The 12,336-nt window shown below is 65.9% G+C and carries 9 protein-coding genes and 1 pseudogene; 4 read left to right on the top strand and 6 right to left on the bottom strand.

The features are described 5' to 3' along the window. Window positions 1-61: 61 nt before the first annotated feature. Window positions 62-1,120: a DUF475 domain-containing protein gene (locus ACFPOU_RS02400; RefSeq protein ID WP_379716659.1), complete on the bottom strand. Its 1,059-nt coding sequence runs from the start codon at window positions 1,118-1,120 to the stop codon at window positions 62-64. A 164-nt stretch (window positions 1,121-1,284) separates the two neighbouring features. Here ACFPOU_RS02400 and ACFPOU_RS02395 point away from each other — a divergent pair, with 164 nt between their 5' ends. The 3 genes from ACFPOU_RS02395 (at window position 1,285) to ACFPOU_RS02385 (ending at window position 6,340) form a co-directional block, all read left to right on the top strand. Then, window positions 1,285-1,704: a divergent PAP2 family protein gene (locus tag ACFPOU_RS02395; RefSeq protein ID WP_379716656.1), complete on the top strand. Its 420-nt coding sequence runs from the start codon at window positions 1,285-1,287 to the stop codon at window positions 1,702-1,704. A 223-nt stretch (window positions 1,705-1,927) separates the two neighbouring features. After that, on the top strand, window positions 1,928-3,094 hold the full coding sequence (locus ACFPOU_RS02390) for an efflux RND transporter periplasmic adaptor subunit (RefSeq protein ID WP_379716653.1): 1,167 nt from the start codon (window positions 1,928-1,930) through the stop codon (window positions 3,092-3,094). A 3-nt stretch (window positions 3,095-3,097) separates the two neighbouring features. Beyond that, the gene (locus ACFPOU_RS02385; RefSeq protein ID WP_379716650.1) at window positions 3,098-6,340 is read left to right on the top strand and encodes an efflux RND transporter permease subunit; all 3,243 of its coding nucleotides are present in this window, start codon (window positions 3,098-3,100) and stop codon (window positions 6,338-6,340) included. 90 nt (window positions 6,341-6,430) lie between these two features. On the opposite strand, the gene ACFPOU_RS02380 is transcribed toward ACFPOU_RS02385, so the two are convergent. The 5 genes from ACFPOU_RS02380 to ACFPOU_RS02360 all read right to left on the bottom strand — a co-directional run bounded on the left by ACFPOU_RS02380 (window position 6,431) and on the right by ACFPOU_RS02360 (window position 11,568). Beyond that, complete coding sequence (locus ACFPOU_RS02380; protein ID WP_379716647.1) at window positions 6,431-6,913, bottom strand: hypothetical protein; 483 nt, start codon at window positions 6,911-6,913, stop codon at window positions 6,431-6,433. A 562-nt stretch (window positions 6,914-7,475) separates the two neighbouring features. Continuing rightward, window positions 7,476-7,970 (bottom strand): hypothetical protein, encoded by a 495-nt coding sequence (locus ACFPOU_RS02375; RefSeq protein WP_379716644.1) that lies wholly within the window; start codon window positions 7,968-7,970, stop codon window positions 7,476-7,478. A gap of 351 nt (window positions 7,971-8,321) precedes the next feature. Next, window positions 8,322-9,296, bottom strand: a complete 975-nt coding sequence (locus ACFPOU_RS02370; RefSeq protein ID WP_379716641.1) for an NAD(P)H-hydrate dehydratase — start codon at window positions 9,294-9,296, stop codon at window positions 8,322-8,324. A gap of 7 nt (window positions 9,297-9,303) precedes the next feature. Further along, a complete protein-coding gene (locus ACFPOU_RS02365; protein ID WP_379716638.1) occupies window positions 9,304-10,068 on the bottom strand; it encodes a histidine phosphatase family protein in 765 nt (254 codons plus the stop codon). A gap of 99 nt (window positions 10,069-10,167) precedes the next feature. Beyond that, window positions 10,168-11,568: an L-cystine transporter gene (locus tag ACFPOU_RS02360; protein ID WP_379716635.1), complete on the bottom strand. Its 1,401-nt coding sequence runs from the start codon at window positions 11,566-11,568 to the stop codon at window positions 10,168-10,170. Window positions 11,569-11,759: 191 nt separating this feature from the next. On the opposite strand from ACFPOU_RS02360, the pseudogene ACFPOU_RS02355 reads away from it, so the two are divergent. Further along, window positions 11,760-12,124: pseudogene (locus tag ACFPOU_RS02355) on the top strand (methyl-accepting chemotaxis protein); the annotation flags it as partial. Window positions 12,125-12,336 lie beyond the last annotated feature (212 nt).

Raw genomic sequence — 12,336 nt, 5'->3', positions numbered from 1 at the left:
GGTCAGTTCGGCTCATCGCCTTCTGACCTCCTGGACTCAATTTCGTTCAGTCAGATACACCCTAGGCGATCTCGGCCTTGTCTTGCGCTTCCTGCAGTGCGGCGCGCTTGCGGTAGCGGACCGAAGACCACAGCGACACCAGGATGAAGGCCAGCCCCGACAGGCCGGTGAACCATTCGGGAATGTGATAATGCACGCTGGCGAACATGATCACGGCCAGGATGCCGATCGCGTAATGGGCGCCATGTTCGAGGTAGACGAATTCCTGCAGCGTGCCCTTGTAGACCAGGAACACGGTCATCGAACGCACGAACATGGCGCCGATCGCCAGGCCGAGCATGATGATGACGACGTCGTTGGTGATCGCAAAGGCTCCGATCACGCCGTCGAAACTGAACGAAGCGTCCAGCACTTCCAGGTAGAGGAAGCCGCCGATGCTGCCCTGGGAGATCATCTTGCCGACCGTCAGGTCTTCTTCCTCTTCTTCGAGCAGGCCGCTGACCCAGTCCACGCCCACGTACACGAGCACGCCGACGACGCCGGAAACGAGCACGTCGAGCTTGCGCCCGGCGGGCATCAGGCTCATGGCGCCGATGACGGCCAGCAGGGTCAGCAGGATGGCCAGGCCTTCCGTGCCGTATTTGCCGAGTTTTTCCTCGATCCAGCCGAGCCAGTGCAATTGTTTTTCGCTGTCGAAGAGAAAGTTCAGGAACACGAGCAGCAGGAAGGCCCCGCCGAAGGCCGATACCTCGGCGTGGTGCTCGGTGAGGTGGCGCGAATATTCGCGCGGGGTCTTGATCGCCATGTCCCAGACATCGACCAGGCCCAGGCCGGTGGCGACCGACACGATCACCAGCGGAAACAGCAGGCGCATGCCGAACACCGCGACCAGGATGCCGACGGTGAGAAAGAGCTTGCGCCAGAATTCATTCCAGTGGCGCAGCACGGAGGCATTGACCACCGCGTTGTCGAAGGACAGCGAGACCTCGAGCACGCCCAGCACGGCCGTGATCCAGAGTGCGCTGAGCAGGCCGGCCATGCCGCCGTGCTGGAAGCCCCACCAGCCCGCCAGGGCCATCAGCACCACGGTGACGGCAAAGGAAAGCCTGAAATGGCGCATGTGAATTCCTCGCAGATGTTTTATTGGTTGAAATGCCACAGTTTCAGGAATCTTAACCGCTGCCGTGGCCGCGCGGCGCAGTGCAGGTCGCCGTCCGGCGTTGCTTCTGCGATAATTCCGCCCGGCATAACTTCTACCGACCAGATCGACCGTACAGGGACCCCATGGACTACGCTTACCTCATCACGCCCTTCCTGACCTGGCTGGTCGTCGGGCCCATCAAATTCCTGATCAACAGCGCGCGCCAGCGGCGCTGGGCTTTCAACCTGGTCGGCAACGGGGGCTTTCCCAGCAATCACAGCTCGGTCGTGACCGCGATGGCGACCCTGATCGCGCTGCGCGAAGGTATCGGCCATCCGGCCTTCGGCGTAGCCGTGACCCTGGCCTTCATTGTGATGATCGACGCCAATAGCCTGCGCCAGCACGTGGGACGCCAGGCCGCCGCCATCAACCGCCTGGCCGTGGGCGTGCCCGGCCACCGGACGCTGCGCGAACGGATGGGGCATACGCTCGTCGAGATCTGCGGCGGCATCGTTACGGGCATGGGCATGGGCTTCCTGGTCTACCAGGTATTCGGCCATTGATTCCGGCCATTGATTCCGGCCATTGATTCGGCGCGCGGCGCGGGCAACGCACTGGGTCGCCCGCGCATGCAGCTCATCGCGCCATTGCGCAATTCATCCCTCCAAATCCGTAACGGGCGGGATCGTCAATTGACGGGTGGGGCCGCCTCCGGGATACTGCGCGCTGACAGGTTTCATCCGACTTCATACATAGAGCGTCCACGTTCAACTGGGAGATTCTTCAATGCTGCGCACCACTTTACTTGTCCTTGCCCTCGCGTCCGCCCTCGGCGCCTGCAGCAAGGAAGCCAAGGATCCGGCCAAGCCAGACGGCAAGGCCCAGGCAGACCAGAAGGACACCAAGCCGAGCCAGCTGCTCGTCGCTCCCCAGGACTTGCTGACGGTCTCGAGCGATTCACTCGCTTCCGGCCCGGTCATCACCGGCTCGATCCAGCCTGAACGCCGCGCCGACCTGCGCGCCGAGGTGTCCGCCGTGGTACTCCAGGTACTCAAGGAGAATGGCGAACCCGTCAAGCGCGGCGACGTGCTGGTCAGGCTCGACGAGACGGCGATTCGCGATACCCTGGTCTCGGCCGAGGCCGGCGTGCGCGCCGCCGGCCAGGCGCTGGACCAGGCCAACCGCCAGCTCGAGCGCCTGAAAACCCTGCGCGCGTCGGGCATGACCTCGGCCGCGGCCCAGGATGAAGCCGAGGTGCGCCGCAATAGCGCGCAGAGCGAGCTGTCGGCTGCCAAGAGCCGCGCCGCCCTGGCGCGCCAGCAGATCGCGCGCACCCAGGTGCGCGCGCCCTTCGACGGCATCGTCAGCGACCGCAAGGTGTCCAGCGGCGACACCGCCACCATCGGCAAGGAGCTGGTCAAGGTCATCGACCCGACCAGCATGCGCTTCGAAGGCCGCGTCTCGACCGACAAGATCAGCACGATCAAGGTCGGCCAGCCGGTCAAGTTCCACATCAACGGCTACGGCACCCAGCAGTTCACGGGCGTGGTCAAGCGCATCGACGCCGCCGCCGACGACATCACGCGCCAGGTCGAAGTACTGGTGGGGCTGACCGGCGAGCAGCCGCGCGTGGCCGGCCTGTACGCCGAAGGGCGCATCGACGCCGAGACCTCGACCGCGCTGATGCTGCCGGAAAGCGCCATGGTCAAGGCCGGCGACAAGACCTATACCTGGCGCGTCAAGGGCGGCCTGCTGTCGAAGGTCGACCTGCAGACCGGCATGCGCGACCAGCGCACCGGCAACATCGAGATCAAGGCGGGCCTGGCCGCCGGCGACACCGTGCTGCGCAACCCGAGCTCGAACCTGAAGGATGGCCAGAAGGTGCAACTGGCGGGCGCCGCTGCCGCCGCCGGCAAGACGGTTGCCGCCGCCGCCCCGGTCAAGGGGAACTGAGCCATGTTCCTGTCCAATTTCGCAGTCAAGAAGCCGATCGCGACGATCGTGCTGATCCTGGGCATGATGTGCATGGGCTTGCTGGCCCTGTCGAAACTGCGCGTCAACCAGAACCCGGACGTCGAGATCCCGGTCATCGTGGTCAGCATCCCGTATCCGGGCGCCTCGCCCGAGACGAGCGAGCGCGAGATCGTCAACCGCCTCGAGAAACAGATGCTCAGCGTGCCGGGCGTCACCGAGGTCGAGTCCTATGCCAACGAAGGCAGCGCCACGCTGGTGCTGCAATTCGATTTCAAGCGCAACCTGATCGAAGCCTCCGACGACGTGCGCAACGCCATCTCGGCGGTGCGTTACAAGCTGCCGACCGAGATGCGCGAGCCGATCCTGCGCCGCGTCGACCCGGCGTCGCAGCCGATCATGCAGCTGGCGCTGTCCTCGAAAGCACAGTCGCATTCCGAACTGTCGCGCCTGGCCGAAGACGTGCTGGCCGACCGCTTCCGCGCCATCGACGGCGTGGCCACCGTCAACGTCAACGGCGCCCTGCGGCGCGAATTGTCGGTCTTGCTGCGCGCCGATAAACTGCGCGAATACAATGTCTCGGTCGGCGAGGTCGCCAGCGCGCTGCGCAACCAGAACACGAATGCGCCGGTGGGCAAGGTCCGCGGCGAAATGGATGAGAAGGGCATCCGCCTGATCGGCCGCATCGAGCGTCCCGAAGACTTCTCGGAAGTGGTCGTCAAGCGCAGCGGCGACACCATCGTGCGCCTGAACCAGGTGGCCGAGATTCGCGACGGCTTCGCCGACATCGACAGCGCCTCCATCCACAGCGGTAACCCGAACGTCGGGATCCAGATCATCCGCTCGCGCGACGCCTCGACCGTATCGATCGCCAAGAAAGTGCACGAGGAAGTCGAAGCGATCAACAAGGAATTGCAGAAGGGCACCGAAGTCACCATCACCCGCGACGGCGGCAGCGAGGCGCAAAGCAGCCTGAACAACGTGATCGAGTCGCTCGTCTTCGGCGCCGTCCTGACCGTATTCGTGGTGTACGCCTTCCTGAACTCCTGGCGCTCGACCCTGATCACGGCGCTGTCGCTGCCGACCTCGGTGCTGGCCGCCTTCATCGCGGTCTGGCTGTGCGGCTTCACGCTCAATTTCATGACCCTGCTCGGCCTGTCGCTGGCGATCGGCGTGCTGATCGACGACGCCATCGTGGTGCGCGAAAACATCGTGCGTCACATGGAAAAAGGCGCCGACCGGCGTACCGCCGCGCTCGTCGGCACCTCGGAAATCGGCATGGCGGTCGCCTCGACCACCTTCTCGATCATGGCCGTGTTCATTCCGGTGGCCTTCATGCCCGGCCTTTCAGGCGAATGGTTCCGTCCGTTCGCGCTGACCGTGACCTGCTCGGTGCTGGTGTCGCTGTTCATCTCCTTCACGCTCGACCCGATGCTGTCGGCCTACTGGGGCGACCCGCCGGGTCACCACCATGCGCCGAAAAAGGGCATCTCGAAGGTGCTCGGCCGCTTCAACGAGTGGTTTGACAGCCAGGCCACGCGCTACGGCAATGTCATCGCCTGGGCATTGCACCACCGGCGCTGGATGGGCGCCATCGCCATCGCCAGCTTCGCCGGCGCCATCGCCCTGCAAGTGACCATGGGCGGCACCAGCTTCCTGCCCAAGAACGACGGCAACAAGATCATGATCGAGGTGCGCACCCCGGCCTCGTCGAGCCTGGAATATGCCCGCCTGAAGATGGAACAGGCGGCGGCGCTGGCCCACAGCCTGCCTGAAACCCGCGCCACCGATGTCGTGGCGCGCCCGAACGGCGGCTCGATCTATATCGAGATCGGCAAGCGCAACACCCGCGACCGTACCGCCGCGGCCATCGGCGCCGAGCTGCGCACCAAGGTCGCCCAGCTGGTGGGCGCCGAGTACACCGTGCTCGACGACCTGCACGGGGGCGGCAAACCGGTCCAGATCGAGTTCACGGGCGCCGATTCGCGCAAGCTCATGGAGCTGACTTCGGCCTACATGGAAAAGCTGCGCCAGGTGCCGGGCGCGGTGGACGTCACGCTGTCGCAGCAGGATCCGAAGAACGAGCTGCAGATTGAACTCGACCGTGGCCTGGCCAATTCGATGGGCGTCTCCGTCGGCGACGCCGCCACCGCGCTGCGCGTGGCCTTCGCCGGCATCGAGGTGGGCGACTGGGTCGACCCGACCGGCGAGACGCGCGACGTCGCGCTGCGCCTGCATCCGGCCGACCGCGTCAGCATCGAGAACATCGAGCGCCTGCCGATCGCGATCGCGGGCACCAACTTGATGGTGCCGCTCGAGCAGATCGCCCGCATCAGCATGGGGAAGGGTCCGTCTGAAATCGTCCACAAGAACGGCAAGCGCGTGATCACGGTCTCGGCCAACGCGCAGGGCCGTTCCAGCGGCGAAGTCACGGCCGACGCCATGAAGCTGGCGAAAACCTTCGATTTCCCGCCGGGCTACGGCCTGGCGCTGGGCGGCGCCGGCAAGGACCAGCAGGAACTGTTCGGCGAGATGACCACCGCGCTGCTCGGCGGTATCGGCCTGATGTACCTGATCCTGGTCATGCAGTTCGGCTCCTTCACGGCCCCGCTGGGCGTGATGCTGTCGCTGCCGCTGTCGCTGATCGGGGTCGTGCTGGCGCTCCTGATCACCCGCGGCACCCTCAACCTGATGAGCTTTATCGGCATCATCATGCTGATGGGCCTGGTGGCGAAGAATGCGATCTTGCTGCTCGACGCCGCGCGCGTCCTGGAAGCCGAAGGCTACGAGCGCGAGGATGCCCTGATGAAGGCGGGGCGCATGCGCCTGCGCCCGATCCTGATGACGACCTTCGCGCTGATCGCCGGCATGCTGCCGGTTGCCCTGGCCCTCGGTCCGGATGGGAAGTTCTACCAGCCGCTGGCCGTCGCCATCATCGGCGGCACGATCACCTCGACCTTCCTGACCCTGCTCGTCGTGCCGACCTTCTACGACAGCATCGAATTCGCGCGGGAACGCATGGGCGTCAAGTTCCGCCGCCGCGCCGAGCGCTGGCACGGCCTGCCGGCCTTCCTGGCGACCCTGGTCGAAGCGATCCTGACGCTGACCTTCATCCGCCTGGTCTATCGCCTGCTGGCGCGTGGCTACCGCTCCGCGCGCGGCGCGGGTCCGGCCAAGACGGTGACGCTGGCGAAAGCGCCGGCTGCCAAGGTGACCGAAGGGGCTTGACCGGAGGGGTTCGATGCGGGGCTCGATGCGGGGCTCCCGACAGGCGAAAAAAAACCCGCGCAGCGGGTTTTTTTCGTTCGCCGATGCCGCTTAGTGAATGCTGCCGGCGCCGCCCGCGCCGGTCTTGGTCGAGCCGGGGCCGGTGCCGGTGGTGTTGCCGGTGTGGCCAGTGGTCTGCTTGCCCTCGGCCGGCGCCGCCTGCATCGGCGCGCCCCCCGGGTTGGCGCCGCCGGTGGTGTGGCCGCTGGCGTCGATCGGCTTGACCCCGTCGAAGCCACTGGCGCCGCCCGTGGCGCCGACGCTGGTCTTGTCCGTGCTTTCCTCCTTGCCGACGGTGCGCGGGGTGTTGTTGGTGTCGTATTCGGTCGAGGACAGGCCCGCGTTGCCCGCGTTGCCGGTGGCGCCGCTGACGCCCGCGGCCGAACCGGCGCCCGAGCCTTCGACCCGGTTCGTCACCTCGGCGCCGTCGCCGGCGCCGCCGATGCCGGAATCCTTCTTGGTGCAGGCGCCGAGCAGGGCGGCGAGGAGAGTGGCGGTCAGGACGACCTTCGGTACGCGTTGCATGCTGTTCATGGAAAAACTCCTTCGTAATGCGATGGCTGGCCGCCGCTGCGCCGCAAGCGCGCGGACGGTGTGGAATGGGTCGATTCTGGCATGCGGCGGCCCTGCTTCACTGTGCGTTGTTTGACAGAGCGAAACAACTAAGCACCTGATCTTGTCGGCCGCCAGCATCCTCGCGCCTTGCCCGCGCCTGCCTGCGCTTGCCGTCATTCACCGGCGTCTTCCCCCTGCCTACGACAACAGGTTTGAAGGCGCGAACGTCTCGTTTGCCTTTCGCCGGCGCAGGTTCTGTTGCCAGAATTCACGTGTATGACGTGGTCGTCCAGTTGCGCTCCGACGGCAGCGGCGTGCAGCAGGTAGGGACGGGCTGGGCGGGAATGGGGCGGGGGCGCTTGCGCGGCCGGCGGGAAAAGGCGTGCAAAAGAAAAAGCCGAAAAAGCCAGGAGACGGTCGATCGACCGGGAGGACATACTGCAATCGAACGCCGGCATGAAAACCGCCGGCCATATGCAAACGCGGAGCCCGCGTTGTGGGGCTCCGCTTTGTAGGCAGACAAACCGCTAATCGCTAATGATTAGCGGCCAGTGCCTGTGCCGGTGGTCGTGCTGCCGGCGGTGCCGGTACCGGTCGAATCGGTGTTGCCGGTGGTGCCGCCTGCGCCGGTGACGCCGGTCGTGCCCGAAGTGCCCGAAGTGCCGGTGGTGCCGGTGGTGCCGGTGGTCCCCGTTGCGCCGGTGCCGGAAGCGCCGGTGCCGCTCGATTCACCCATGGTGCCGGTGCTGCCCGTGGTGCCGGTTGCGCCGGTGCCGGTGGTACCCGCGGCGCCCGTACCCGTGGTGTCGCCGGTGGTGCCCGTTGCGCCCGTGCCGGTGGTGCCGGTGCCGGTTGCGCCGGTGCCGGTGTCACCGGTGGTGCCGGTCGTGCCGCTCGTGCCCGAGGTCGAGCTCGGCGAGGTTGCCGAGGTGTCGCCAGCGGTGCCGGCAGTATCGTTCTTCTTGCAAGCGCCCAGCATCGATGCCAGCAGGGCTGCGGTCAGCAGGATTTTTGGTGCTTTGGTGATTGCGTTCATTGTTTACACTCCTCGTTCACGTCTATCTTGTGCCGAAGTCTCCAGGTGAGGCGGTGGAGATCAACGGCGCCAGTTCGGCTTTACCATGAATCTTCTTGAAACCCATTGTCCAGGGCCCCGTCCGGGTTCATTGGTAAAACCTTAGGGAACCGACGCAATACGCGGCCCCGTTCAGTGCACGAATTCGACTGTGAAAAATTAGACTGCCGTGACTACCGCCAGTTCGTCGAATTGTGCACTTCTTGCTATATTCCGCAATACCGCTTGCGGAGTTTGATACTGGTCAAACGACTGTCCATCCAACCAGTCCCCCGGCGTCGGCCGGATGGTCGTTGCGGGAGTCCCTTGCGGCTAGGACTTCCTTGTCTTGTCGGCCCTGTCCGCCTCGCGGCCGGCGATGGATTCGAGCAGGGCGGGTATCTCGTTCGCGATCTCGCGCGCCAGGTAGCCAAGCACGCCCATGCGTTCGGCCAGGCGTTCGCCGGCGCGGGCATGCAGGGCCACGCCCCAGCAGGCGGCCTGTTCGAGCGTCGCGCCGCGCGCGGCCAGCCCCGCGATGATCCCGGCCAGCGTATCGCCCGAACCGGAAATGGCCAGGCCCACATTGCCGCCTTCGTGCTGCCACATGTCTCCCTGCGGCGCGGCGATCACGGTGCGCGCGCCTTTCAGCGCGACAACGGCATTCCATGCCGCCGCCGAGGCCAGCGCGCGGGCGTCGGGCCCGGACACGATATCGGTTTTCTCGATGCCGGTCAGGTGCGCCATCTCGCCGCAATGGGGCGTGACGATGACCGGCTGCCCGAAGCGGAAAGCTTCGCCCGGCGCCCAGCCCGGCGGCGCGTGCAGTAGCGTGCCCATCGCGCAGGCGTCGAGCACGACGGCGGTCTTGCTGCCATCCTCGCTGCCCTGCAGGCGTTCCAGCAAGCCATGCACGAGTTCGGCCGCGGCCGCTTCGTCCTGCATGCCGGGGCCGATCAGCATGGCGTTGACGCGGTCGGCCAGCGGATCGAGGCGGGCAATGGCTTCCGGCAGGAAGCCGCCGGCATCGGTTTCGGCCAGGCCGATCACGCGCGCCTCGGGCAGGGCCAGCGCCACCAGCTGGGCCACGCTGGCGCCGGTGGCGACGGTAAGCTTGCCGGCGCCGGCGCGCAGGGCGGCGGTGGCGGCCAGGATCACGGCGCCCGGCATCTCGCGCGAGCCCCCCAGGATCAGCACATGGCCGCGCTCTTCCTTGTCGCCGTCGCAGCCCGGCATCGGCAGCGGCCAGTCGCGCAGGAGTTGCGTGGTGACGTCGTAGACGGCGGGCGCGGCATGGAGTGCGTTCATGGCGGCCTCAGGCTTTAGGTGCGGTCGGCACGTCTTTGCCGACCGTGACCGGGGTGCCGGTCGCTTCGAGCGGCGCGACAAAATTGACGAGGCGAACGACCAGACGGCCGTGCTTGCCCTGGACGGGATCGAAGGCGTAGGAAGTGACGGAGCAGTTCGGCACGTCGCCGGCGCGGTCGAAGGCGAGGATGCTCGCTTCGTCGAGGCGCTCGATCAGGTAGCGGAAACAGTTGACGATGACCTGGTGGGCGACGATGACGACGCGCTCGTGGCAGTAGTCGCGGCTGAGGGTATCGAGCACGCTGCGCAGGCGCAGGATCACGTCGCACCAGCTCTCGCCGCCGGGCGGGCGGAAGTAGAACTTGCCGACGTGCTGGCGCTGCGAATACAGGTCGGGATACTTGTGGGCGATGCCGTGCGTGGTGAGGCGGTCGAGGATGCCGAATTCCTTTTCGCGCAGGCGCTCGTCGGCATTGATGGCCAGCAGCGAATTGCGTTCGAGATGGCGAATCAGGATCTTGGCGGTCTCGGCCGCGCGCACGTAGGGCGAATGCAGCACCACGTTCGGACGCTGGTCGTGCGGCAGGCTGGCGAACCAGGAGGCGAGCGCTTCGGACTGGCGAATGCCCAGATCGGAGAGGGGAACGTCGACGTCGCGTTCGGCGATATCGATTTCGTGGCCGGCGGCAGCCTCGGCAAGGTCACGAGCGACGTTGCCTGCGCTTTGCCCGTGTCTGATCAGCCAGAGTTCCTGTGGCCACTTTTGTTCCATTACCTGCCCGTCGTTGATGTTGACATGACATCATCATAGACGGATTCGCGTCGAGGTCCGCGCACGATTCCGTGCGCAAACTATCAACTTTCTTTTCGCTCAGGCGGCTTGTTCTTCGCCGTCCAGATTGGTTTCCGCATCGCTATTAAATACGGCGATGTCGGTGCCGCCCAGCACACGCGCGGTCAAGGTGCCGGCGGTGATCGAGCCGCTGACGTTGAGCGCGGTACGGCCCATGTCGATCAGGGGTTCGATCGAGATCAGCAAGCCGGCCAGCGCCACCGGCAGGTCGAGCGCGGAAAGCACGATCAGGGCGGCGAAGGTGGCGCCGCCGCCGACGCCGGCCACGCCGATCGAGCCGAACACGACGACCGCCAGCAGCGGCAGCAGGAAGCCGGCGGTCCATGGATCGATGCCGACGGTCGGCGCGATCATCACGGCCAGCATGGCCGGATAGATGCCGGCGCAGCCGTTCTGGCCGATGGTCGCGCCGAACGAGGCGGCGAAGTTGGCGATCCCTTCGGGCGTGCCCAGGCGCGTGGTCTGGGTCGCCACGCTCATGGGAATGGCGCCGGCACTGGTGCGCGAGGTAAAGGCGAAGGCCAGCACCGGGAAGATTTTCTTCAGGTAGCGCACCGGGTTCAGGCCGGCGAGCGCGACGAGCAGCAGGTGCACGCCGAACATCAACACGATGGCGCTGTACGAGGCGAGCACGAAGCCGAGCAGGTTCAGGATGTCGTGCAGGCTCGAGCCGGCCACGACCTTGGCCATCAGCGCGAACACGCCGTAGGGCGTCAGGCGCAACACCAGGGTCACCATGCGCATCACGATGGTGTGGGCAACGTGCACGAAATGGCTGAAGGAGGCGAACTCGTTCGGCTTCCTGGCGGCGATGCCGGTGGCGGCGATGCCGACGAAGACCGAGAAGAACACGACGGCGATGGTCGAGGTCTTGCGCGCGCCCGTCATGTCGAGGAAGGGGTTGGCGGGAATGAAAGAGAGCAGCATCGACGGCAGGGAAATTTCCTTGGCTGTCCCAAGCGAGCCTTGCAGGTATTCGCCGCGCGCCACTTCCGCGGCCGAAGCGGTCAGGCCGACGGCGGTCAGGCCGAACAGCTTGGCCATCAGGATGCCGATCATGGCTGCGACCGCCGTGGTGGCGATCAGGATGCCGATCGTCAGCGCACTGACCGCGCCGAGCGAGGCGGCGTCGCGAAACTTGAGGATGGCGCCCACGATCGAGACCATGATCAGGGGAATGACGATCATCTGCAGCAACTTCACGTAACCGCTGCCGAGCACGTCGAGCCAGGCGTTGGTGGCCGAAATGACCGGCGAGCCGGCGCCGTGGACCGCCTGCAGGACCACGCCGAGCAGCACGCCCAGGCCGAGGCCGGCGAACACGCGTTTCGTGAACGAGGCGTGCGCCGCCTGCATGCGGTAGAGAAGGGCGCACATGAGCAGGGCTCCGGCCAGGTTCAGGAAGAGGGAGAGAGTCATGTCGTTGTTTTCGTTGGCTGACGGGGTGCGAAGGCGTCGCCGCATTTTATAGAAAAAAGGGCAGGCGCTGCAAAAAAGCAATCTTGCCGTTCTGATTCGGCTGGGTGACGTCGAGGTCGAGCGTGTCGGCATGCGTCACCGGCGATTTCAAGCAGTCGCAAGATATCGTGGCGCCGGCGGCCGTGCCCGGCTGGCTGCTGGTGCGCGCCATCGTGCGTCCGATCGAGGAAGCGGTGAAGATCGCCGGCGCCTTGGCCCAGGGCGACCTGACCCGGCGCATCGAGGTGCGCGCGAACGACGAGACCGGCCGCCTGATGGGTGCCCTGCGCGGCATGAGCGATTCGCCCGTCGGGATCGTCGCGCGCGTGCGGTCCGGCACCGATACGATGGCTACCGCGTCGGCCGAGATCGCCGACGGCAAGCAAGATCGGCGAGATCATCGCGCTCATCTACGGGAATTGCCTTCCAGACCGATATCCTGGCGCTGAACGCCGCTGTCGAAGCGGCCTGCGCGGGTGGACAGGGCCGCGGCTTTGGGGTCGTGGCCGGCGAGGTGCCTTTGTGCTGCGCCCCCGCGCCATCCGGCTTGATCGCGCATTTTCCTTTGCACTTCGGGCAAAAGGTCAGGTCGTCCTGGATTGCTGCTACCTTGCCCATGGCAATCGTCTCCGACGTGGCGCTGATCACCTGGTCGCCACGGTCCTGAGGTACCCTGATTTTTTCGGACACTCCTGTTTGGTAAACTTCACCGATGGGAGAATTTATGAA

This window comes from Massilia jejuensis (assembly GCF_042656795.1).
Classification (GTDB): Bacteria; Pseudomonadota; Gammaproteobacteria; order Burkholderiales; family Burkholderiaceae_D; genus Telluria; species Telluria jejuensis.
This window is presented reverse-complemented; position numbering and strand designations above follow the sequence as displayed.

What these genes read in the sequence shown, in the direction of transcription:
- ACFPOU_RS02400 (WP_379716659.1), bottom strand. Translation starts at nt 1,120, where the DNA reads ATGCGCCATTTCAGGCTTTCCTTTGCCGTCACCGTGGTGCTGATGGCC.
- ACFPOU_RS02395 (WP_379716656.1), top strand. Translation starts at nt 1,285, where the DNA reads ATGGACTACGCTTACCTCATCACGCCCTTCCTGACCTGGCTGGTCGTC.
- ACFPOU_RS02390 (WP_379716653.1), top strand. Translation starts at nt 1,928, where the DNA reads ATGCTGCGCACCACTTTACTTGTCCTTGCCCTCGCGTCCGCCCTCGGC.
- ACFPOU_RS02385 (WP_379716650.1), top strand. Translation starts at nt 3,098, where the DNA reads ATGTTCCTGTCCAATTTCGCAGTCAAGAAGCCGATCGCGACGATCGTG.
- ACFPOU_RS02380 (WP_379716647.1), bottom strand. Translation starts at nt 6,913, where the DNA reads ATGAACAGCATGCAACGCGTACCGAAGGTCGTCCTGACCGCCACTCTC.
- ACFPOU_RS02375 (WP_379716644.1), bottom strand. Translation starts at nt 7,970, where the DNA reads ATGAACGCAATCACCAAAGCACCAAAAATCCTGCTGACCGCAGCCCTG.
- ACFPOU_RS02370 (WP_379716641.1), bottom strand. Translation starts at nt 9,296, where the DNA reads ATGAACGCACTCCATGCCGCGCCCGCCGTCTACGACGTCACCACGCAA.
- ACFPOU_RS02365 (WP_379716638.1), bottom strand. Translation starts at nt 10,068, where the DNA reads ATGGAACAAAAGTGGCCACAGGAACTCTGGCTGATCAGACACGGGCAA.
- ACFPOU_RS02360 (WP_379716635.1), bottom strand. Translation starts at nt 11,568, where the DNA reads ATGACTCTCTCCCTCTTCCTGAACCTGGCCGGAGCCCTGCTCATGTGC.